At 64.4% G+C, this 22519-nt stretch carries 20 protein-coding genes; 8 read left to right on the top strand and 12 right to left on the bottom strand.

Features of this window, described 5'->3' with window-relative positions; translation table 11 throughout:
• Window positions 1-70: 70 nt before the first annotated feature.
• Entirely contained in the window at window positions 71-775 is a 705-nt protein-coding gene (locus PRtIB026_RS11735) for a TetR/AcrR family transcriptional regulator (protein WP_203647455.1), read from the bottom strand.
• A 219-nt stretch (window positions 776-994) separates the two neighbouring features.
• Between PRtIB026_RS11735 and lexA the strand changes: the two genes are divergently transcribed.
• Both lexA and sulA read left to right on the top strand, forming a co-directional pair.
• A complete protein-coding gene (gene lexA / locus PRtIB026_RS11730) occupies window positions 995-1603 on the top strand; it encodes a transcriptional repressor LexA (protein WP_234561506.1) in 609 nt (202 codons plus the stop codon).
• Window positions 1604-1616: 13 nt separating this feature from the next.
• The gene (gene sulA, locus PRtIB026_RS11725; RefSeq protein ID WP_203647456.1) at window positions 1617-2093 is read left to right on the top strand and encodes an SOS-induced cell division inhibitor SulA; all 477 of its coding nucleotides are present in this window, start codon (window positions 1617-1619) and stop codon (window positions 2091-2093) included.
• A 51-nt stretch (window positions 2094-2144) separates the two neighbouring features.
• Here sulA and PRtIB026_RS11720 read toward each other — a convergent pair whose 3' ends face one another.
• The 7 genes from PRtIB026_RS11720 to PRtIB026_RS11690 all read right to left on the bottom strand — a co-directional run bounded on the left by PRtIB026_RS11720 (window position 2145) and on the right by PRtIB026_RS11690 (window position 10413).
• On the bottom strand, window positions 2145-2378 hold the full coding sequence (locus PRtIB026_RS11720) for a hypothetical protein (protein ID WP_203647457.1): 234 nt from the start codon (window positions 2376-2378) through the stop codon (window positions 2145-2147).
• A gap of 51 nt (window positions 2379-2429) precedes the next feature.
• Entirely contained in the window at window positions 2430-2951 is a 522-nt protein-coding gene (locus tag PRtIB026_RS11715; protein WP_203647458.1) for a DUF6586 family protein, read from the bottom strand.
• Between the two features lie 156 nt (window positions 2952-3107).
• Entirely contained in the window at window positions 3108-5717 is a 2610-nt protein-coding gene (gene topA / locus PRtIB026_RS11710) for a type I DNA topoisomerase (RefSeq protein ID WP_203647459.1), read from the bottom strand.
• Window positions 5718-5817: 100 nt separating this feature from the next.
• Window positions 5818-6069, bottom strand: a complete 252-nt coding sequence (locus tag PRtIB026_RS11705; RefSeq protein ID WP_203647460.1) for a DUF1653 domain-containing protein — start codon at window positions 6067-6069, stop codon at window positions 5818-5820.
• 78 nt (window positions 6070-6147) lie between these two features.
• Window positions 6148-7323, bottom strand: coding sequence for an acetyl-CoA C-acyltransferase FadA (gene fadA, locus PRtIB026_RS11700; protein ID WP_028692741.1), 1176 nt, complete (start codon window positions 7321-7323; stop codon window positions 6148-6150).
• A 31-nt stretch (window positions 7324-7354) separates the two neighbouring features.
• Window positions 7355-9502 carry a fatty acid oxidation complex subunit alpha FadB gene (gene fadB, locus PRtIB026_RS11695; protein WP_050704828.1) on the bottom strand — a complete coding sequence of 716 codons (2148 nt, stop codon included), beginning with the start codon at window positions 9500-9502 and terminating at the stop codon, window positions 7355-7357.
• Window positions 9503-9975: 473 nt separating this feature from the next.
• Window positions 9976-10413 (bottom strand): hypothetical protein, encoded by a 438-nt coding sequence (locus tag PRtIB026_RS11690; protein ID WP_203647461.1) that lies wholly within the window; start codon window positions 10411-10413, stop codon window positions 9976-9978.
• Window positions 10414-10523: 110 nt separating this feature from the next.
• Between PRtIB026_RS11690 and PRtIB026_RS11685 the strand changes: the two genes are divergently transcribed.
• The gene (locus PRtIB026_RS11685) at window positions 10524-10982 is read left to right on the top strand and encodes a universal stress protein (RefSeq protein WP_203647462.1); all 459 of its coding nucleotides are present in this window, start codon (window positions 10524-10526) and stop codon (window positions 10980-10982) included.
• Window positions 10983-11191: 209 nt separating this feature from the next.
• Here PRtIB026_RS11685 and PRtIB026_RS11680 read toward each other — a convergent pair whose 3' ends face one another.
• Window positions 11192-13123 carry an ATP-binding cassette domain-containing protein gene (locus tag PRtIB026_RS11680; protein ID WP_203647463.1) on the bottom strand — a complete coding sequence of 644 codons (1932 nt, stop codon included), beginning with the start codon at window positions 13121-13123 and terminating at the stop codon, window positions 11192-11194.
• Window positions 13124-13330: 207 nt separating this feature from the next.
• On the opposite strand from PRtIB026_RS11680, the gene PRtIB026_RS11675 reads away from it, so the two are divergent.
• A complete protein-coding gene (locus PRtIB026_RS11675; protein WP_203647464.1) occupies window positions 13331-15259 on the top strand; it encodes a transglycosylase SLT domain-containing protein in 1929 nt (642 codons plus the stop codon).
• Between the two features lie 66 nt (window positions 15260-15325).
• On the opposite strand, the gene PRtIB026_RS11670 is transcribed toward PRtIB026_RS11675, so the two are convergent.
• Window positions 15326-16129, bottom strand: coding sequence for an MOSC domain-containing protein (locus PRtIB026_RS11670; RefSeq protein WP_203647465.1), 804 nt, complete (start codon window positions 16127-16129; stop codon window positions 15326-15328).
• Between the two features lie 40 nt (window positions 16130-16169).
• The gene (locus PRtIB026_RS11665) at window positions 16170-17099 is read right to left on the bottom strand and encodes a chemotaxis protein CheV (RefSeq protein ID WP_050704823.1); all 930 of its coding nucleotides are present in this window, start codon (window positions 17097-17099) and stop codon (window positions 16170-16172) included.
• 338 nt (window positions 17100-17437) lie between these two features.
• On the opposite strand from PRtIB026_RS11665, the gene PRtIB026_RS11660 reads away from it, so the two are divergent.
• The 3 genes from PRtIB026_RS11660 (at window position 17438) to PRtIB026_RS11650 (ending at window position 19862) form a co-directional block, all read left to right on the top strand.
• Window positions 17438-17938, top strand: coding sequence for a histidine kinase (locus PRtIB026_RS11660; RefSeq protein WP_203647466.1), 501 nt, complete (start codon window positions 17438-17440; stop codon window positions 17936-17938).
• A 378-nt stretch (window positions 17939-18316) separates the two neighbouring features.
• Complete coding sequence (locus PRtIB026_RS11655; RefSeq protein ID WP_110738535.1) at window positions 18317-19213, top strand: sensor histidine kinase; 897 nt, start codon at window positions 18317-18319, stop codon at window positions 19211-19213.
• Window positions 19203-19862: a response regulator gene (locus PRtIB026_RS11650; protein WP_203647467.1), complete on the top strand. Its 660-nt coding sequence runs from the start codon at window positions 19203-19205 to the stop codon at window positions 19860-19862. The genes PRtIB026_RS11655 and PRtIB026_RS11650 overlap by 11 nt, the downstream gene beginning before the upstream one ends.
• Here PRtIB026_RS11650 and yegS read toward each other — a convergent pair.
• On the bottom strand, window positions 19846-20733 hold the full coding sequence (gene yegS, locus PRtIB026_RS11645; RefSeq protein WP_203647468.1) for a lipid kinase YegS: 888 nt from the start codon (window positions 20731-20733) through the stop codon (window positions 19846-19848). The genes PRtIB026_RS11650 and yegS overlap by 17 nt on opposite strands.
• A 266-nt stretch (window positions 20734-20999) precedes the next feature.
• Here yegS and PRtIB026_RS11640 point away from each other — a divergent pair, with 266 nt between their 5' ends.
• Entirely contained in the window at window positions 21000-22457 is a 1458-nt protein-coding gene (locus PRtIB026_RS11640) for a mannose-1-phosphate guanylyltransferase/mannose-6-phosphate isomerase (protein ID WP_234562002.1), read from the top strand.
• Window positions 22458-22519 lie beyond the last annotated feature (62 nt).

The raw sequence follows: 22519 nt of genomic DNA, 5'->3' as shown, positions 1-22519 counted from the left end.
GAAAATGCGGCGGGAGACAAGGTCAGGCATGGGCGCTAGCTTAGCGCAAGCGCCCTGCCCCGCCCAGTACTCAGGCCTTGGCGGGGGTGGCGGACTTGCTGCGCGGACGCAGCTGCGCCGTGGCCATGGCCTCGTCGGTGACGCCGCTGTCGGCGCGCATGCCGGCGGCCAGGAACGGCACCATCAGGCGCATGACCTGCTCGATCGAGGTGTTGATGCCGAAATCGGTCTCGGCGATGGCCCGCAGGGCCTTGATCCCCGACATGCTGAACGCCGCGGCGCCGAGCATGAAGTGCACGCGCCAGAACAGCTCCAGCGGCGGGATGCGCGGCGCGGCCTCGTTGACCAGCAGCATGTAGCGGCGGAACACCTTGCCGTACATGTCTTCCAGGTAACGCCGCAGGTGCCCCTGGCTCTGGCTGAAGGCCAGGCCCAGCAGGCGCATGAAGATCGACAGGTCGTTGTTGCTGCGCGGCTGCACGGCCAGGGCCTGCTCCACCAGCATCTCCAGCAGTTCCTCGAGCGAGGCCTTCTGCTCGGGACGCGCCTGGCGGCGCTCCAGTTCGCGCTCCAGGCTTGCGCAGAACGGCCCCAGGAAGCGCGAGAACACCGCCTGGATCAGGGCCTTCTTCGAACCGAAATGGTAGTTCACCGCCGCCAGGTTGACCCCGGCCTTGCTGGTGATCAGCCGCAATGAGGTTTCCGCGAACCCACGCTCCGCGAACAGCTGCTCCGCCGCATCGAGGATGCGTTCAACGGTTTCCGATTGGGCCATGACTACTCCGCCTGACAAACAGTTGTTTGAAACATACGTTTCAGGCCTGCCGATGTCAAGGCTGGGTGACCGGTCGGTCGCCATTTAAAAGCGCCAAGAGTCAGGCTGCAAGCGACAAGATGCGTCGGCGTTTCGATCTTTCTTGGTCCGGGTGGGTTGCAGGCCGCGAGCCACTGTATATAATTCCAGTCACTGTATAAAAAGACAGAGCCCTCGCCCATGCTGAAACTGACGCCACGCCAAGCCGAGATTCTGGCCTTCATCAAGCGCTGCCTCGAAGACAACGGCTTTCCGCCGACCCGCGCCGAGATCGCCCAGGAGCTGGGCTTCAAGTCGCCCAACGCCGCCGAGGAACACCTGAAGGCCCTGGCCCGCAAGGGCGCCATCGAGATGACTCCTGGCGCTTCCCGCGGCATCCGCATTCCCGGCCTTGAGCCAAAGCACGAGGACAGCGGCCTGCCCATCATCGGCCGGGTCGCCGCCGGCGCGCCGATCCTCGCCGAGCAGCACATCGAGGAATCCTGCAACATCAACCCGGCCTTCTTCCATCCCCGCGCCGACTACCTGTTGCGCGTACACGGCATGAGCATGAAGGACATCGGCATCTTCGACGGCGACCTGCTGGCCGTGCACACCACCCGCGAAGCCCGCAATGGCCAGGTGGTGGTGGCCCGCATCGGCGACGAAGTGACCGTCAAGCGCTTCAAGCGCGAAGGCAGCAAGGTCTGGCTGCTCGCCGAAAACCCCGAATTCGCCCCCATCGAAGTTGACCTGAAGGAACAGGAACTGGTGATCGAGGGCTTGAGCGTCGGCGTCCTGCGCCGCTGAACCAGGAGGCGTCATGCAGCCGTTCACCCATGCACCCCAGCAAGCCCAGTTGCCGCTGTTCGAGGCCTTTCTCGCCCAACCGGTGCTGCCAGGCCTCAAGCCCGCCCCGGTGGCGCGCAAGAGCAGCCAGCCAGAGCTGTTCAGCGAACTGGCCCTGCGCGGCGCGCCCGGGCATTGCCAGAGCCTGCTGGCGCCGATCCTGCGCGAACTCAGCGAAGAAGACGACAGCCGTTGGCTGACGCTCATCGCCCCGCCGGGCAGCCTCACCCAGGCCTGGCTGCGCGATGCCGGCCTCAACCGTGAACGCATCCTGCTGCTGCAACCCGGTGGCAAACAGACTGCCCTGCAACTGGCCTGCGAAGCCTTGCGCCTGGGCCACAGCCATACCGTGGTCAGCTGGCTGGGCACCCTCAACGGCAGCGCCCGGCAACAGCTTCAGCGCGCCGCCGCCAGCGGAAACGCACAAAGCCTGAACATCCGCCTCGGCTGATGTTCAGGCTTTGCCTGTCAAACGCTTGAAACCCTGAGCCTGTAACCTGCCTCAGTGAAGGACGCGCGGCCCTTCTTCACGCTCAAGCTCACCCTCGACGAGGCGGCCGGCCATCTGCACGCCGACGCTGAGCATGGCCTTGGCCACTTCCACATGCTGTCCTTGCAGGAATGCCTTGGCATCCTCGGAGAAATCCAAGGTCACCAGGGAGCCTTCATCCTCGGCACGGCGCAGCTCGATCCGGCCATCAGGCAACTCGACAATTTCTAGAAAGGACGTTGACATAAAGGGCCTGCTTTTCACGAAAGGCCATCAGTGTACCAGCCATGGCGGCGGTCAGCACTCACTCAGCGCTTCGCGGAATCGTCTCACCAGGCTTTTCAGGTTCTGTCGCCAGGCTTCAAGCTCCTCCCGGGATAGCTCGGCCGGCTCGGGCTCGTCCAGATTGACGGCCTGGATCAGCGGCTGGGTGACGTCGCCCTTCACGGTTTTCTTCGCGACCGGCGGTCGGAACAAATCGGCATAAGCGGCCAGCAGGCGCGCCAGCCAGGTTTCCGGCTGGCGGGCCAGTTCGAGCAGCTCGGCCATTTCCGGGATCGCCACGCTCTGCAACACCTCGTCGCTGAACAGCAGTTCGGCCCGTGACGCCGAGGCCTGGGGCAGACGGTAGAAGCCGGCGATCTCGTGGCACAGCCCCAGCAGCGCGCCATACAGGTGGAACAGCGCCGATTCGCGCTCGGCCTGGAGCAGGCCCTGGGCGTTCATGGCCTGGCTGTCAGCGGCCTTGGCCATGGATTCCAGGGCAAGGCCGGCGAAGAACAGTTTCTGGTTGGTGCGGGTGTAGAGTTCCTGGGCCATTTCGACTGACTCCTGAAGGCTGCAAGGCGATACCCCAGTTTCCGGGATTGGCCGACTTTACCGCAAGCACAAACGATCGCGGGGCAAGCCCGCTCCCACGAGGTTGCAGAACACCTGTGGGAGCGGGCTTGCCCCGCGATGAGCCTGAGACTCAGATCAGCGCTTGTCTTCGACCTTCCACGCCTTGCCGTCGTAGAACGCCTTCCAGCCGGTCGGCTTGCCGTCGACTTCGGACTGCACGTACTGCTCCTTGGTCTTGCGGCTGTAGCGAATCACCGTCGGGCGACCGTCCGGGTCCTTCTGCGGCGCTTCGCAGAGGAAGTGGTACTTCGGATCGATCTCGTGCTTGTGCGGGACGATCTCCAGCACCAGCGGCGCGCGGGTTTCGCGGTTTTTCGGGAACTGGCTGGCAGCCAGGAACAGGCCCGAGGCACCGTCGCGCAGCACGTAGGTGTCGTCGACCTTCTCGCACTTGAGCTCCGGCATGTCCACCTTGTCCATCTTCGGCGGCGCCGCCTCGCCGCTCTTGAGCAGCTTGCGGGTGTTCTTGCAGGTGGCGTTGGTGCAACCGAAGAACTTGCCGAAACGGCCGGTCTTGAGCTGCATCTCGCTGCCGCACTTGTCGCACTCCAGGCTCGGGCCTTCGTAGCCCTTGATCCGGTAGCTGCCTTCCTCGATCTCGTAGCCGGCGCAGTCCGGGTTGTTGCCACAGATGTGCAGCTTGCGCTTCTCGTCGAGCAGGTAGGCGTCCATCGCCGTCGAGCAGATCGGGCAGCGGTGCTTGCCGCGCAGCACCAGCGACTCGGATTCGCCCTCGTCGTCGGCGGCGATCTCGTCGCCCGGCACCAGGTTGACCGTGGCCTTGCAGCGCTCCTTCGGCGGCAGGCTGTAACCCGAGCAGCCGAGGAACACGCCGGTGGAGGCGGTACGGATCATCATCGGCCGGCCGCATTCCTTGCAGGCGATGTTGGTCAGGGTCGGCTGGTTGGCGCGCATGCCGTGCTCGCTGGACTCGGCGGTCTGCAGCTTCTTGCTGAAGTCGCCATAGAACTCGTCGAGGACGTTCTTCCAGTCACGCTCGCCCTGGGCCACATCGTCGAGGTTCTCTTCCATGCCGGCGGTGAAGCCGTAGTCCATCAGGTTGGCGAAGCTCTCGGACAGGCGCTCGGTGACGATGTCGCCCATCTTCTCGGAGTAGAACCGGCGGTTGTGCAGCGTCACATAACCGCGATCCTGGATGGTCGAGATGATCGCCGCGTAGGTCGACGGACGGCCGATGCCGCGCTTTTCCATTTCCTTGACCAGGCTGGCTTCGGTGAAGCGCGCCGGCGGCTTGGTGAAGTGCTGGCTGGGGTCGAGCTGGATAAGCTTGAGCGCCTCGCCCTGGGCCATTTCCGGCAGCACGTCGTCCTCGCCCGGCTTGCTCTGCTGCGGCAGGACGCGGGTATAACCGTCGAACTTGAGGATGCGGCCCTTGGCACGCAGCTCGAACTCGCCGGCCACCACGGTGACGCTGGTGGACAGGTATTGCGCCGGTGGCATCTGGCAGGCCAGGAACTGGCGCCAGATCAACTCGTACAGGCGCTCGGCGTCACGCTCCATGCCGCTGAGCTTGGTCGGATGGGTGTTCACGTCCGACGGGCGAATCGCCTCGTGCGCCTCCTGGGCGCCTTCCTTGCTGCCATAGACGATCGGCGCGGCGGGCAGGTACTGCTTGCCGAATTCTTTCTCGATGTAGCTGCGTGCCATCTCGACGGCGTCGGTCGACAGGTTGGTCGAGTCGGTACGCATGTAGGTGATGTAGCCGGCTTCGTACAGACGCTGGGCCATCATCATGGTCTTCTTCACCCCGTAGCCCAGGCGGTTGCTCGCGGCCTGCTGCAGGGTGGAAGTGATGAACGGGGCCGAAGGCTTGCTGCTGGTCGGCCGGTCCTCGCGCTTGCTCACGCTGTAGCTGGAGGCCTTGAGCTTCTCCAGAGCAGCCATGGCCTGGGCTTCGTTGAGCGGCTTGAAGGCCTCGCCCTTCTCGCGGGCCACTTCGAAACGCACCTTGGCGTTCTTGGCGGTGCCCAGGTCGGCGTGGACTTCCCAGTACTCTTCCGGGTTGAACGCGCGGATCTCGCGCTCACGCTCGACCACCAGCTTCACCGCCACCGACTGCACACGGCCGGCAGACAGGCCGCGGGCGATCTTGGCCCACAACAGCGGCGAGACCATGTAGCCGACCACGCGGTCGAGGAAGCGCCGCGCCTGCTGGGCGTTGACCCGGTCGATATCGAGCTCGCCCGGCTGGGAGAAGGCTTCCTGGATAGCCTTTTTGGTGATCTCGTTGAACACCACGCGCTTGTAGCGGCTGTCGTCACCACCGATGGCTTCGCGCAGGTGCCAGGCAATGGCTTCCCCCTCGCGATCCAAGTCGGTTGCGAGGTAGATGGTGTCGGCATCCTTGGCCAGGCGGCGCAGCTCCTCGATCACCTTCTCCTTGCCGGGAAGGATCTCGTACTTGGCCTTCCAGCCTGCCTCCGGGTCGACGCCCATGCGCGCGACCAGGGTGCGGCGTGCCTTTTCCTTCGGCGACAAGGCCGGAGCCTCGGCCGCGGCCTTGCCGCGCTTGGCCGCCGGTTCCTTGCTCGCACTGGCGGAACCGCTGGTGGGAAGGTCACGGATGTGGCCGATACTCGACTTCACCACGTACTGGCTGCCCAGGTACTTGTTGATGGTCTTGGCCTTGGCCGGGGATTCCACAATGACCAGCGATTTGCCCATGGATCGGAGTATTCCTGAATCTGAAGATGAAAAACGCGTCAGGTGCCGGACGCGGCACCGCTATATATAGTGGCAAAAGAGTGAGGTCAAGCGTGGTCGATCACTCGTGCGCCTTGCCAAGCCGCTCGTCCAGCCCCTCTTCGGCCTTGACCAAAGCAAAGCGTGGCACCTGCTCGCCGTCAACCTCGACGGACTCCTGGAACATCGAAAGTGGCCTGACCCAGAAGCTGTAGTCACCATACAGGCACTGGTAGAAGACCATCCACTCTTCGCTCTCGGAATGGCGCGCCGCGCTGAACACGCGGTATTCAGGGCCTTTGTAATGCCGGTACACACCAGGTTGTATCTGCATGTCACTCGCCCTCTTGAACAAATCCTGTAAAAAACAAAAGCCGGGGCACATGGCCCCGGCTGCTGTCCCGCAACGCGATCAGACGCGTTCGAAGACAGTGGTGATGCCTTGGCCCAGGCCGACACACATGGTGGCGACGCCCAGGGTACCGCCATTCTGCTTCATGACGTTGAGCAGAGTGCCGGAGATCCGCGCACCGGAGCAACCGAACGGGTGGCCCAGAGCGATGGCGCCGCCGTGCAGGTTAACCTTCTCATCCATCTTGTCGAGCACTTTCAGGTCCTTCAGCACCGGCAGGGCCTGTGCGGCGAAGGCTTCGTTGAGCTCAAAGAAGTCGATGTCGGCGATGGACAGGCCAGCGCGCTTGAGGGCTTTCTGCGTCGCCGGAACCGGGCCGTAGCCCATGATCGCAGGGTCCACGCCGGCCACCGCCATCGAACGGATCACCGCCAGTGGCTGGATCCCCAGGTCCATGGCGCGCTGGCCGGACATGACGATCATGCACGAGGCACCGTCGGTGATCTGCGACGAGGTACCCGCGGTGACGGTGCCACCTTTGGGGTTGAACGCAGGCTTGAGCGACGCCAGGCCTTCGAGGGTGGTTTCCGGGCGAATGGTCTCGTCGTAATCGAAGACCTTCAGGAAGCCGTTCTCGTCGTAACCCTGCATCGGGATGATCTCGTCCTTGAACTTGCCTTCGACCGTCGCCTTGTGGGCGAGCTGGTGCGAACGCAGGCCGAACAGATCCTGCTGCTCACGGGTGATGCCGTGCATCTTGCCGAGCATCTCGGCGGTCAGGCCCATCATCCCGGAAGCCTTGGCGGCGTGCAAGGACATGTGCGGGTTGGGGTCGACGCCATGCATCATGCTGACGTGGCCCATGTGCTCGACACCACCGACCACGAACACATCACCATTGCCGGTCATGATCGCCTGGGCGGCGGTGTGCAGCGCGCTCATCGACGATCCGCACAGGCGGCTGACGGTCTGGGCGGCGGAGGTGTGCGGGATCTGGGTCATCAGCGAGGCCATGCGGGCGATGTTCCAGCCCTGCTCCAGGGTCTGGTTGACGCAGCCCCAGATCACGTCCTCGACTTCCTTCGGATCGACCTTGTCGTTGCGCTCCAGCAGCTTGCTGATCAGGTGCGCGGACATGTCCTCGGCACGGGTGTTGCGGTGCATGCCACCCTTGGAACGGCCCATCGGCGTGCGACCGAAGTCGACAATCACCACGTCTCTTGGATTCAGGCTCATATCAATATTCTCGCTCTAGCTCGTTGGGCGCTCAGTTGAAGAAGCGCTGGCCGTTCTTGGCCATTTCGCGCAGCTTCGCAGTGGGGTGGTACAGCGGCCCCAGGTCGGCGTACTTGTCGGCCAGTGCGACGAACTCGGCGACCCCGATCGAATCGATGTAGCGCAGCGCGCCACCACGGAAGGGAGGGAAACCGATGCCGTAGACCAGGCCCATGTCGGCTTCGGCGGCAGTCTCGACGATGCCGTCTTCCAGGCAACGCACGGTCTCCAGGCACAGTGGCACCATCATCCAGTTGATGATGTCCTCGTCGCTGACTTCACGCTGTTCGAAGATGACCGGCTTGAGCACGTCGAGCACGCTGGCGTCGGCGACCTTCTTCGGCTTGCCGCGCTTGTCGGTCTCGTAGGCATAGAAGCCCTTGCCGTTCTTCTGGCCCAGGCGGTTGGCCTCGTAGAGGGCGTCGACGGCGGAGCGACGGTCGTCCTTCATGCGGTCCGGGAAGCCTTCGGCCATCACGTCGCGGCCGTGGTGGCCGGTGTCGATGCCGACCACGTCCATCAGGTAGGCCGGGCCCATTGGCCAGCCGAACTTTTCCATGACCTTGTCGATGCGCACGAAGTCGACGCCGGCGCTGACCAGCTTGGCGAAGCCGCCGAAGTACGGGAACAGCACGCGGTTGACCAGGAAGCCCGGGCAGTCATTGACCACGATCGGGTTCTTGCCCATCTTCTTGGCGTAGGCCACGGTGGTGGCGACAGCCACTTCACTGGACTTCTCGCCGCGGATGACTTCGACCAGCGGCATCATGTGCACCGGGTTGAAGAAGTGCATGCCGACGAAGTTTTCCGGACGCTTGAGTGCCTTGGCCAGCAAGTTGATGGAGATGGTCGAGGTGTTGGAGGCCAGGATGGCATCTTCCTTCACCTGGCCTTCCACTTCAGCCAGTACCGCTTGCTTGACCTTCGGGTTCTCGACCACGGCCTCGACGACGATATCGACGTTGGCGAAATCGCCGTAGGACAGGGTCGGGCGAATGGCATTCAGCGCCTCGGCCATCTTCGCCGGGGTCAGGCGACCCTTCTCGACGCGCTTGCCGAGCAGCTTGGAGGCCTCGTTCAGGCCCAGCTGGATGGCTTCCTCGCGGATGTCCTTCATCAGGATCGGCGTGCCCTTGACCGCCGACTGGTAGGCGATGCCGCCACCCATGATGCCGGCGCCGAGCACGGCGGCCTGCTTCACGTCGTGGGCGATCTCGTCGTGGGCCTTGGCCTTGCGCTTGAGCTCCTGGTCGTTCAGGAACAGGCCGATCAGGCTCTCGGCGACCGAGGTCTTGGCCAGTTTGGCGAAACCTGCGGCTTCGACTTCCAGGGCCTTGTCACGGCCGAAGTTGGCAGCCTTCTGGATGGTCTTGATGGCCTCGACCGGCGCTGGGTAGTTCGGGCCGGCCTGGCCGGCGACGAAGCCCTTGGCGGTCTCGAACGCCATCATCTGCTCGATGGCATTGAGCTTGAGCTTTTCCAGCTTGGGCTGGCGCTTGGCCTTGTGGTCCAGCTCGCCGCTGATGGCGCGCTTGATCAGGTCCAGGGCACCGGCCTGCAACAGCTCGGGGGCGACCACGGCGTCGACGGCGCCGACCTTCAGGGCGTCCTCGGCGCGGTTTTCCTTGCCCGAGGCGATCCATTCGATGGCGTTGTCCGAGCCGATCAGGCGCGGCAGGCGCACGGTGCCGCCGAAGCCTGGGTAGATGCCCAGCTTGACTTCCGGCAGGCCGATCTTGGCGCTGCTGGACATGACCCGGTAGTCGGCGGCCAGGCACATCTCCAGGCCGCCACCCAGGGCGATGCCGTTGATGGCGACAACGGTCGGCACCTGCAGGTCTTCGAAGTCATTGAAAATGCGGTTGGCTTCCAGGTTGCCGGCGACCAGTTCGGCCTCGGGCAGCTTGAAGTTGTCGACGAATTCGGTGATGTCGGCGCCGACGATGAACACGTCCTTGCCACTGCTGACGATCACGCCCTTGATCGAGGCATCGCCCTTGATCACGTCCACGGCCTGACGCAGCTCGTTCAGAGTGAGACGGTTGAACTTGTTGACGGACTCACCCTTGAGGTCGAACTTCAGTTCGACGATGCCGCTTTCAAGAGCCTTAACCGTGATGGCTTTACCTTCGTAAATCATCAACTGATCTCCACGATATGGAAGCTGAACAGTACACGTCGAACGCTGGTGCAAGAGCCGGTCTACCGGTCCCTCGCCCCAGGCACACCCGTCGACGCGCTAATCGGGATTCTGTAAGAGCCGTCTGACATACAAACGCTCAATTCATACGCCCGTTTGACTTGGGTGTGCACACATTCTCCGAAATGAACGGCGTTGTCAAATGCTCGCGAACACCGTGAAAACGCGACTTTCCAGTCATCTTCTACCCGCCGGGTACGAAAACTGATGACAGTGATCGCCGACCATTCATGTCAGCGATAGACCATCACCGACCGCGGATGGCGTTTTTTCTAAACGCATCCGCCAACGATGGCTACACTGGGGCTGCATGAAAGTGTTTCCGGCCTGCCTGGCCTTTTTCTGCGCTGCAGAACGCAAAACGGCGCGCAAGAGCATGGTTGCTCCTGCGCGCCGTTTTGCGTTGGCCAGGTTCAGGCGAGGGTATCGAGGGCCTGGGCAATATCCTGCAAAACAGATTTATCGCCCCGCTCGCTCCAGTACAGGGCGATCATGCGCCGGTCGGCCTCGACCTTGTAGACGGTTTCCGGCAGGCGGGCAAAGACCTCGGCCAGGCGCGGGTCCTCGCAGGGCTCGCGCCACTGGTTCCACCACACGCCAGGGGTGATCTGCCAGTAGCACCAGCAGTCTTCGCGGCCCTTGCGCCGCGCCCGGTGGTATTGCGGACAAGGGCTGGGCGGTTCCTTTTCCAGCCAGTGCGGCCACTGCTGCGGCGCCAGCTGCATGGCCAGGCCCATGCGCCGGCCCTCCAGGCGCAGGCTCATCTGCTCGCCCTGCTTGCGCGACTGACGCAGCCAGGCCAGCGGGCTGAGCATCAGCGCAAGGATTGACACCACCAGCCATACCGTCATATCTGTAGACCTTATAAAGCGTTGCAAATGAGCGGGTTATCCAGGATTCACGAACGCCCGGCCCGAAAGCGACCATACTTCTACTATCGCGATTGTCAGGAGTACTGCACATGTCCTATGAACATCTTCTGGTCGCCGTCGACCTGACCGAAGAATGCGACCCGGTGATCAAGCGGGCCATGGCAATTGCCATGGACAACAGCGCCAACGACGCCAAAACCACCAAGGTATCCCTGGTGCATATCGTCGAACCCATGGCCATGGCCTTCGGCGGTGACGTGCCGATGGACCTGTCGCAGCTGCAGCAGCAACAGTTCGACCAGGCCAAGGAGCGCATGGAGCGCCTGTTCAACAAGTACCCGGACATCCAGCGAGGTGACTCGCATCTGGTCTATGGCCAACCGCGCCAGGAAATCCATGAACTTGCCAAGAAACAAGCCTGCGACCTGATCGTGGTCGGCAGCCATGGCCGCCATGGCCTGGCGCTGCTGCTGGGCTCCACAGCCAATGACGTGCTGCACGGCGCGCCGTGCGATGTACTGGCGGTGCGCTTGCAGAAGAAAGAATAAGTCAACCTGCTCCGGCCTCTTCGCGGGTAAACCCGCTCCCACAGGCTGGTCACTGCTCCTGAGGCAGCGGCAATCCTGTGGGAGAAATGTGTGTTTGCCTGTACCGGCCTCTTCGCGGGTAAACCCGCTCTCACAGGTTGGTCACCGCTCCTGAGGCAGTGGTAACTCTGTGGGAGCGGGTTTACCCGCGAAAAGGCCAGGACAGGAAATCAACCTTCCAGCTCGGCCCAGCGCTCCACCAGCACGTCCAGCTCGCCCTGCAGTTTCTCCAGCTTGGCCAGCACTGCGGTGGTTTCATCGATCGGACGCTGGTAGAAGTTCGAGGCGCCGACCTCTTCCTGCACCTCGGCAATCTGCCGCTCCAGCGCATCGATCTGCCCTGGCAACGCCTCCAGCTCGCGCTGCAGCTTGTAGCTGAGCTTCTTCTTGCTGGCATCGGCAGCGGGCGCGGCGACGGCCGCAGGCGCCTGCTCTTCCACCGGCTTGGCCACCACCGCACTGTTGAGTTCGGACTTGCCGCCCTTGCTCTCGGTCACGCCCAGCAGCTTCGGCGAACCACCCTGGCGGATCCAGTCCTCATAGCCGCCCACATACTCGCGCACGCGCCCCTCACCCTCGAACACCAGGGTGCTGGTCACCACGTTGTCGAGGAAGGCCCGGTCGTGGCTGACCATCAGCACCGTGCCCTTGTAGTTGGACAGCACTTCCTCGAGCAGCTCCAGGGTCTCGACGTCGAGGTCGTTGGTCGGTTCGTCCAGCACCAGCAGGTTGGCCGGCTTGCTGAACAGCTTGGCCAGCAGCAGGCGCGCACGCTCGCCACCGGACAACGCCTTGACCGGCGTGCGCGCACGCTGCGGGCTGAACAGGAAGTCGCCGAGGTAGCTCAGGACATGGCGGTTCTGGCCATCGATCTCGATGAAATCGCGGCCTTCGGCCAGGTTGTCGATGACGGTCTTTTCCAGGTCCAGCTGATGGCGCATCTGGTCGAAGTAGGCCACTTCCAGCTTGGTGCCGCGCTCGACCTTGCCGCTGGTCGGCTCCAGGTCACCGAGCATCAGCTTGAGCAGGGTGGTCTTGCCGGTACCGTTGGCGCCGAGCAGGCCGATGCGGTCTTCGCGCTGCAGGACCATGGAGAAGTCCTTGACCAGTTTCGGGCCATCCTTGTGGGCGAAGCTGACGTCCTCCAGCACCATCACCTGCTTGCCGGACTTGTCCGCCACCTCGATAAGGATGTTCGCCTTGCCCTGGCGCTCACGGCGCTCGCCGCGCTCCACGCGCAATGCCTTCAAAGCACGCACACGGCCTTCGTTGCGGGTACGCCGGGCCTTGATGCCCTGGCGGATCCACACCTCTTCCTGGGCCAGGCGCTTGTCGAACAGCGCATTGGCGGTGGCCTCGGCGGCAAGCTCGGCCTCCTTGTGCACCAGGAAGCTGGCGTAGTCGCCGTTCCAGTCGATCAGCCCGCCACGGTCCAGCTCGAGGATGCGCGTGGCCAGGTTCTGCAGGAAGGAACGGTCGTGGGTGATGAACAGCACCGCGCCGTTGAAGCCGTTCAGGGCATCTTCCAGCCAGGCGATGGCACCGATATCCAGGTGGTTGGTCGGCTCGTCGAGCAGCAGCAGGTCGGGCTCGGACACCAGCGCCTGGGCCAGCAACACGCGACGGCGCCAGCCGCCGGAGAGCTCGGCCAGGGTCTTGTCGGCCGGCAGTTGCAGGCGGCTCAGGGTGCTTTCCACCACTTGTTGCAGGCGCCAGCCGTCGCGGGCCTCCAACTCGTGCTGGACGTGCATGAGCTTTTCCAGGTCCTCGTCGCCGTGGATGTTCTGGCTCAGGTGGTGGTACTCGGCCAGCAGCTCGCCCACGCCATCCAGGCCCGCAGCCACCACGTCAAAGACGCTGCGCTCGTCGGCCACCGGCAGTTCCTGCGGCAGTTCGCCGATCTTGAGCCCCGGCGCGCGCCAGATATCGCCGTCGTCGGGCTTCTGCTCGCCCTTGACCAGGCGCAGCATGCTCGACTTGCCCGTGCCATTGCGGCCGATGATGCACACCCGCTCGCCACGGGCGATCTGCCAGGACACTTTGTCCAACAGCGGCATGGCGCCGAAGGCGAGGGACACATCGCTGAATTTGAGCAGGGTCATGATCATCTCCAAAAACCGGGCGCGCATTCTACCTGACTTGCCCCTTCACGGCATCAAAAGCCCATCACCGGCAGCAGGGCGTCGGATAACAACTCGATACAAGCACAGTGCTTTCACCGGCCACCGGCAAACGGCTAAGCTAGGCAGTAATACCCAACAGTGCTGGCTCCGCCGTCACTTTCCATGGTTCTACTGCCCGGACGTATCATGCGCAGCCGCCTGTTACAAATTGCTTCCTGCCTGCTGCTCACCGCCACCGCCGCGAGCGCCGCACAGGCCATCGATATCACCCAGCAGCGTCAGTACTATGACGAGGCCAAGCGCGCCCTGGCCAAGGGCGACAAGGGCCCTTACCTGCGTTACGCGCAGGCGCTGCGTGACTACCCGCTCACGCCCTACCTCACCTACGACGAGCTGACCGCCCGCCTGAAGAGCGCCAGCAACGAGGAGATCGAGGGTTTTCTCAAGGCCCACGGCGACCTGCCCCAGGCCAACTGGATGAAACTGCGCTGGTTGCGCTGGCTGGCTGAACGCGGTGAATGGAACACCTTCACCCGTTACTACGACCCCAAGCTCAACTTCACCGAGCTGGACTGCCTCAACGGCCAGTATCAACTCTCCCACGGCCTGCGCGCCGAAGGCTTCGCCACCGCCGACAAGCTGTGGAACGTCGGCAAGTCGCAGCCCACCGCCTGCGACACCCTGTTCGCCATGTGGGCGGCCGAAGGCCAACTGACCGAGGCCAAACGCTGGCAGCGCGCCAAGCTGGCGGCCCAGGCACGCAACTACGGCCTGGCCAACAGCCTGGTCAAGACCCTCACTACCCTCGCCCCCCAGGGCAAGCTGCTGATCGACGTGGCGCAGAAGCCCGAGCTGCTCAACCAGCCGTCGCGTTTCACCCCGGTCAACGAGGCCATGTCCGACGTGGTCAGCCTCGGTCTGCGCCGCCTGGCCCGCCAGGACCCCGAGCAGGCCATGGCGCTGCTCGACGACTACGCCCAGCGCATGCACTTCTCCCGCGACGAGAAGGTCGCCATCGCCCGCGAGATCGGCCTGACCCTGGCGCGGCGCTATGACCCGCGCGCCCTCGATTTGATGACCCGCTACGACCCCGAGCTGCGCGACAACACCGTCAGCGAATGGCGCCTGCGCCTGCTGCTGCGCCTGGGCCGCTGGGAGGACGCCTACGCGCTGACCAAACGCCTGCCCCAGGACCTGGCCAGCAGCAACCGCTGGAAGTACTGGCAGGCGCGCAGCCTGGAGCTGGCCCAGCCGAACAACCCGCAGGTCCCGCTGCTGTACAAGACCGTCGCCCGCGAGCGCGACTTCTATGGCTTCCTCGCCGCCGACCGGGCGCAGACGCCCTACCAGTTGAACAACAAGCCGCTGGCGCTCAGCCAGGCGGTGATCAACAAGGTTCGCAATACCCCGGGCGTGCGTCGCGCCCTGGAGTTCCATGCCCGCGGCCAGATCGTCGAGGGCCGCCGCGAGTGGTACCACGTCAGCCGTCACTTCAACCGTGACGAAATGGTCGCCCAGGCCCGCCTGGCCTATGACATGCGCTGGTACTTCCCGGCCATCCGCACCATCAGCCAGGCCCAGTACTGGGACGACCTGGACATCCGTTTCCCCATGGCCCACCGCGACACCCTGGTACGCGAAGCCAAGGTCCGCGGCCTGCATTCGAGCTGGGTGTTCGCCATTACCCGCCAGGAAAGCGCCTTCATGGAAGACGCCCGCTCCAGCGTCGGCGCCAGCGGCCTGATGCAGCTGATGCCGGGCACGGCCAAGGAAACCGCGCGCAAGTTCAGCATCCCGCTGGCCTCGCCGGCCCAGGTGTTCAACCCGGACAAGAACATCCAGCTCGGCGCCGCCTACCTGAGCCAGGTGCACAGCCAGTTCAACGGCAACCGCGTGTTGGCCTCGGCCGCCTACAACGCCGGCCCCGGGCGCGTGCGCCAGTGGCTCAAGGGCGCCAAGCACCTGAGCTTCGATGTATGGGTCGAGTCGATCCCGTTCGACGAGACGCGCCAGTACGTGCAGAACGTGCTGTCGTATTCGGTCATCTACGGGCAGAAGCTCAATTCACCGCAGCCGCTGGTGGATTGGCATGAGCGGTATTTCGACGATATGTGATCAGACCCTATCGCGGGGCAAGCCCGCTCCCACGGTGCGTGGGAGCGGGCTTGCCCCGCGATGGCACTATTCGAGGACCTGGACGGCCATCCCCACCTTGAGCTCCCCCTCGCCATCCACCGCCAGGTTCTGGCCAAACAGCACATCCCCTTCCTTCTCACGGAACGTCTTGAGCGTGGTCAACGGCTCACGGTCCGGGCTGCGCTCGCCCGTGGCGGGATCGAGGGTGGTGAGGATGCAGCGCACGCTCGGCTTGAGCACGCGAAAGGTCATGTCGCCGATACGGATACGCTTCCAGCGGTCCTCGGCAAAGGCCTCGCCCCCCTCGACCACCAGGTTCGGGCGAAAACGCAGCATCTCCATGGAGCGCCCGACCCGACGGCTCAACTCATCCAGCGAGGCCTGGCCGATCAGCAGCAGTGGGAAACCATCGGGAAAGGCTGCCCGATCACTGTTAAGGCCGTAGCCGCTGGGCAGGTAGCGGGCCCGCTGCTCGGGGCAGTACACCAGCCTTACCGCCTTGCCCAGCAGCTCGCTGAGCCAGGCCGCGGCGGCATCGCCGGCATCGGGCACGCGCAAGGTATCGCGCCAGATGGTGACGCCGCGCAGGGCGTCGTCGGCAGGCGGCACGGGCACCTCCAAGGGTGCCCGCCCCGGCGCCTGGAGCAGCAGTTGGCCCTGCTCGCCATAATCGGCGCCAACCTGCCCCAGCCGGGGCCAGGCCCGCTGGGTCAGGAAACGGCCATTCTCCTCCTCCACCACCAACCAGCGGCGGTCACCGTCCAGGCCCAGATTGCCGACCGCGGACGCTTGCAGGCCCTGGGCCCGCCCCGATTTCACCGGGTATCGATACAACGCACTCAGAAACATCCCTGCTCACCTGGTTTCCATGGAAAAACCAAGCTTACACCTAGGCGTGATCCATGTTCAGACGCTGACGCACCACATCCACCAGGCGGTCGGGCTGGAACTTGGACAGGAAGTTGTCGCAGCCGACCTTCTTGACCATCGATTCGTTGAAGCTGCCCGACAGCGAGGTGTGCAGCACCACGTAGAGGCCGCGCAGGCGCGGGTCGTTGCGAATCTCGGTGGTCAGCCGGTAACCATCCATCTCGGGCATTTCGGCGTCGGTGAAGATCATCAGCAGCTTCTCGCAGACATTCTCCCCGGCGTCGGCCCAGCCCTTGAGCAGGCGCAGGGCCTTGAGGCCGTCACTGGCCACGTGCAGCTTCACCCCCAGTTGCGACAGGGTGTCGCGCAACTGCGCCAGGGCCACGCTGGAGTCGTCCACCAGCAGCACTTCGCGGCCACGCGCACGGGCCAGCACCGGATCTTCCAGCTTGTCGCGGGACACCTTGGCGCTGTACGGCACGATCTCGGCCAGCACCTTCTCCACGTCGATGACCTCAACCAGCTTCTCGTCGACCTTGGTGATCGCCGTGAGGTAGTGCTGGCGACCGGCGCTGGCCGGTGGCGGCATGATGGCTTCCCAGTTCATGTTGACGATACGATCAACGCCGCCCACCAGGAATGCCTGCACCGAGCGGTTGTACTCGGTGACGATGATGGTGCTGTCCGGCCCGGGCTGCAGCGGGCGCATGCCGATCGCCTGGGACAGGTCGATCACCGGCAGCGTCTGGCCACGCAGGTTGACCACGCCGCAGACGAAGGAATGGCGCTGTGGCATGAGGGTCAGCTTGGGCAGTTGCAGCACCTCCTGGACCTTGAACACGTTGATGGCGAACAACTGTCGGCCGGCCAGGCGGAACATGAGGATTTCCAGGCGGTTCTCACCCACCAGTTGCGTGCGTTGGTCTACCGTGTCGAGAATGCCAGCCATTGGAAAGCCCCCAGGCTTGAGTCGGGAAAAGTGGATGCATCCCCCTGTATCGGCGGATGCGCGCGCAGCTTGACCCCTGATGGAAAAAGCCGCGCCGGGTGATTGATATCACTTTACCATCATGCTTTACTGCTGCCACATCCCGCCGCGTCCGTCGCTCGCAACGAACGACCCACCTGAATCCTCATCAGGGAATCCCCTAGTAGCAATCGGGTGCAACCTGATGTTCGCAATATCCATTAGCCATTAATGTGACGCCATTCTCACTGCATGAACGGAGTCAGGCTTTTGCGAGCGATCATCTTGGTACGGCCAATCCCTGACCACGGGGCGCCATGATGGATAGCACACCACTGCACAACGCCGCCGTGGCGGCCTTTCTGCAGGACGCACAGGTCCTGCTGGCCCGGTCCCAGGAATGCCTGCAGCACCTGGAACTGATCGCCAACGACCCGGACGCCTGCCACAGTCTCACCACGGCACTTGATACCCTGGCCCGCCGTGCCGACGCGCTCGGCCTGCTCGAGGTCGCCCACTATGCGTTCGCCTTGCAAAAGCTGCTCGCGCCCACCTGTGCCCAGCAGCACCTGCACGGCAGCAGCCTGCCCGCACTGGACGCCTGCCTGACCCTGCTCGACTGGCAACTGGAGCTGCTGGACCCGCAGACCGGCCAGCTAGGCATGGACACCGACGAACAACAGCTGCTGCTGGGCGAACTGGCCACCTCCCTGGGCCAGCCGTCCACGCAGCTGTGCGCGGACTGCCAGCAGACAGGGGTGTACTGCGCCCACCCTCATACGGCAAGCACCGGCATCGACTCGCCCGACCGGCAACATTAAATGCAGCCAACTGAGTCACAACTAAGGTCGGCTCAGGATGAAACTTGCAAAGTTGGACAAGTTTTTCCAAATGTTTTTGCGAAGCGGGATTATTAGTTGCCCTGTGCGCACTGGAAACATCATTTAATAATGGCACTCTGCTAGCCAAGCCCTCGACCGCCAGGCCCGCCACAGCCCGGAAAATACGAGGTTTCAAGCAGTTATCCCCCCGCGACCAAATTCAATCAAAGTGATAACATGCGCCCACTCGAACATGCGCGCCCAGGTTATCGGGCGATTGGATCCGCATTCCGCACTTGATTGCAAGCGGGGCGGTAAAACCCCTGGTCAGACGTGTGCAATGCCCCTAACCGCTATAATTCAGTGGCTTCCCTATCTATGCTCCCACGCTTGAAGTTTCTCCAGCGTTGCCGTTCCAGCGTTGCCCTGCTGCGCTGGACGACAGCGCTGCTGTGCGTTGCATCGCTGGCGGCGAACCTGGTGGTATACCTGAGCACCCAGCCCCTGTCGGCCAGCCTGCTGCTGCTGCAACTGCTTGCGATGCTCGGCGTCGGCTGGCACCTGCGCCACTGGGCGCGTTCGATCAGCCTGCGCCCGGCGGAACTGGCCACGCGCATGCTCAAGGTGCAGGAGAGCGAGCGCCAGCGCCTGAGCCGCGAGCTGCACGACGATATCGGCCAGTTGCTGACCGCCGCCAAGCTGCAGGTCGACTGGCTGCAACGCCGGGTACCGGCCGAGCTGCAGGAGCACTGCAGCACCTTGCGCAGCACCCTGGACCTGACCCTGAGCAACGTGCGCGACGTTTCCACCATTCTCAACCCGCGCCAGCTGGCCAGCCTGGGCCTGGAGGCGAGCCTGCGCGCGCATCTGCTGCGCACCCTGGAAAACACCGAGGTGCACTGGAGCCTGGAATGCAAGCAGCGCCTGGGCGGCATCAGCGAAGAGGTGGCCATGGCCGCCTTCCGCATCACCCAGGAGGCGGTCACCAACATGTTGCGCCATGCCGGTGCCCGCAACCTGGTGGTTCGCCTGCAACGCACCTCGGCCGGCCTTGCCCTGTCGATCCACGACGACGGCGGCGGCTTCGTGCCGGCCCAGTCCCCCGCGGATTACGGCCAGCGCGGCATGGCCGGCATGCAGGAGCGGGTGACCGCCCTGCGAGGCAGCCTGACCATCACCAGCCAGCCCGGCCAAGGCACCCAGATCGAAGCCCTCTTTCCATGGCCACCCCGCAGCCAAGAACGCGCCAGGACCCCTGCCCCCGATGACCTGTAGATTACTGCTGGTGGACGACCACTCCCTGATTCGCGCAGGCGTCAGGGCACTGGTATCGGACATCCCCGGTTACACCGTGATCGGCGAGGCCGACGACGGCAGCCAGCTTCTGGACCACGTCCTGCGCCTGGCGCCGGACATCGTCCTGCTGGACATTTCCATGCGTTCGACCAGCGGTCTCGACGCGCTCACGCAATTGCGCGCAAACGGTTGCACCTGCAAGGTCCTGATCCTGTCGATGCACACCGACCCGGAAATGATCATGCGCGCCCTGGAAAGCGGCGCCCACGGCTACCTGCTCAAGGACACCACGGCCACCGAGCTGGAACAGGCGCTCACCGCGCTGCGCAACGACGAACGCTACCTCAGCCCGGCCATCGCCCACACCGTCATCAACCAGGCCCTGCTACGCGCGCAGAACGGCCGCCAGCCGAGCAGCGAAGGTCATAACCTGACGGGGCGTCAGCTGGAGATCCTGCGCCTGATCGTGCGCGGCAAGTCGACCCGGGAGATCGCCGCCGGCCTGGGCCTGTCGATCAAGACCGTGGAGACCCACCGCTCGCAGATCATGAAGCGCCTGCAGATCTACGACGTGGCAGGGCTGGTGCTGTTCGCCGTGCGCGAGAAGATCATCAGCCTGGACGACTGAGCAGCGGCGAGTCCGTCGGCAGGTGCACGCGCAACGCTCGTGGCATGGCCTCGAAGCGCAGGCTGGCGGCCTGCAGCGGCTCGCCGTCGAGGTTCATGTCCAGCCCCTGGGCGCCCTTGATTTCCACCCATGGCAACCGCGCACGGACGAACAGCCCGTCGCCGGCCAACAGGTCGCGCAGGGCGCCGGCCATCTCCTGTGGCGCAGGCAGGATGCCGATGTCCAACAGGCCGTCGTCCACCGTCGCCTCCGGGCACAGCACGTGCCCGCCGCCGGCCTGGCGGCCGTTGCCGATGCCCAGCGCCAGCAACTCGCCCTGCCACTGGAAACCGGGGCCCTGCAGTTCCACCGAGGCGGCCTGCAGTTCGCTGAAGCGTGACAGGCCGGTGAACAGGTAGGCCGCCGCGCCGAGCACTTTCTTCAGGTCTTCCGAGGTGTTGGCCGTGACCTGACTGCCGAAGCCGCCGGTGGCCATGTTCAGGAACAACTGGTCACCCACCCGCCCCAGGTCGATCGGCCGCGCCGGCACCTCCAGCAGGTCGAGAGCCGCCTGCGGCTCAAGGGGCACGCCGGCCGCCCTGGCGAAGTCGTTGGCGGTGCCCAGCGGCAACAGGGCCAGGCTGACCTGGGTCGCGGCCAGACCCATCGCTTCGGCCACGTCACGCAAGGTGCCGTCACCACCACCGGCCACCACCTGGCCATAGCCTGCGGCCAGGGCCTCGCCGACCAGGCGCTGGGCGTCGCCGCCCTCCCAGGTCAGCCGCACGTCCAGGGTCCAGCCCCGCTCGCGCAGCTGGCCCACCGCGGCTCGCACCTCGTCGTTGCCGGCCTGTTTGCCATGCAGGATCAACAGTGCCTTGCGCTCGCTCATGCCGTTCTCCCCGAATAGAAATGCCCTACCGCAATCTCGACCACTGCGACGAGCAGATTGCTCCCGGCGACGCCGAAAAACCGCCGCCTCACACAAATACCATTGAAAGCCGGCCGCCACAGGTGCATCATCTGACAAATATTTGGCCATCACGGACGAAGCCGACTCGAAAAGTCATTTTATTGACTTTGTGCCGCCAGACGCCTGACAGGTCGTGATTTCCTTGCATTGCGCTGCCCCCGGCGCCCTGATTCGAGGCTGTGACTATGAGCGTTCTGATTCCCTGCATCATCGCTGGCGGCGCCGGTACCCGATTGTGGCCGGTCTCCCGCGAGGCCATGCCCAAGCCCTTCATGCGCCTGCCCGATGGCATGAGCCTGCTGCAGAAGACCTTCAGCCGCGCCAGCAGCCTGCCCGGCGTCGAACGGGTGCTCACGGTGACCAACCGCGAAGTGGTGTTCCGTACCCAGGACGAGTATCGCCAGGTCAGTACCCAGCGTATCGCCCTCGACTTCATCCTCGAACCTTTCGGCCGCAACACCGCCCCCGCCATCGCCGCCGCGGCGCTGCACTGCGCCCGCCTGCATGGCGAGGACAGCCTGCTGCTGGTGCTGCCCGCCGACCACCTGATCCAGGACCAGGGCGCCTTCGAGGCGGCCGTCCAGCGGGCCATGGCCCTGGCCGGAAAAGGTTGGCTGACCACCTTCGGCCTGCTGCCGACCCGCGCCGAAACCGGCTTCGGCTACATCGAACAAGGAGAGGTACTGGGTAACGACGGCTATCGGGTCGCCCGCTTCGTCGAAAAGCCCGACGCCGACACCGCCCAGGCCTACCTGGACGGAGGCCGGCACCTGTGGAACGCCGGCATGTTCTGCCTGCGCGCGGGCACCGTGCTGCAGGAGCTGCAGGCCCATGCCCCCGAGGTGCTGCACAACGTGACCCACTGCCTGGCGCAGAGCCTGTTCAAGGAGGGGACGTGCGGCCAGCAGGTGGAACTCGACGCCGACAGTTTCGCGCAGGCCCCCGACATCTCCATCGACTACGCACTCATGGAGCCCTCCACCCAGGTGGCCGTGGTGCCCTGCGCCATCGGCTGGAGTGATATCGGCAGTTGGGAAGCGGTGCGCGAGCTGCGCCCGGCCGACAGCCAGGGCAATCATTGCAACGGCGAAACCGTGCTGCATGACGTGAGCAACTGCTACATCGACTCACCGCGTCGGCTGGTGGGCGCGGTGGGCCTGGACAACCTGATCGTCATCGACACCCCCGACGCCCTGCTGATCGCCGATGCCGCGCGCAGCCAGGAGGTCAAGGTGATCGCCCAGCAACTCAAGCGCCAGGGCCACGACGCCTACCGCCTGCACCGCACCGTGACCCGCCCCTGGGGCCTGTACACCGTGCTCGAGGAAGGGCCACGGTTCAAGATCAAGCGCATCATGGTCCGCCCCGGCGAATCGCTGTCGCTGCAGATGCACCATCACCGCAGCGAGCACTGGATCGTGGTCAGCGGCATGGCCTGCGTGACCAACGGTGAAGAGGAGTTTCTGCTCGACACCAACGAGTCGACCTTCATCAAGCCCGGACGCAGCCACCGCCTGACCAACCCCGGCGTCATCGACCTGGTGATGATCGAGGTGCAGAGCGGCGAATACCTGGGCGAAGACGACATCGTACGCTTTACTGATATCTATGGACGCGCCCCGGCAGCAGCAGCACCTGCTTGACTGCCAGAGGGCGCGTTTTGCCATCCAGGGCCGACACCCGGCCAACCGCGAGGATTCGGGCT

The sequence above is a fragment of the Pseudomonas sp. RtIB026 genome (genome assembly GCF_016861355.2).
Taxonomy (GTDB): domain Bacteria; phylum Pseudomonadota; class Gammaproteobacteria; order Pseudomonadales; family Pseudomonadaceae; genus Aquipseudomonas; species Aquipseudomonas peradeniyensis.
This window is presented reverse-complemented; position numbering and strand designations above follow the sequence as displayed.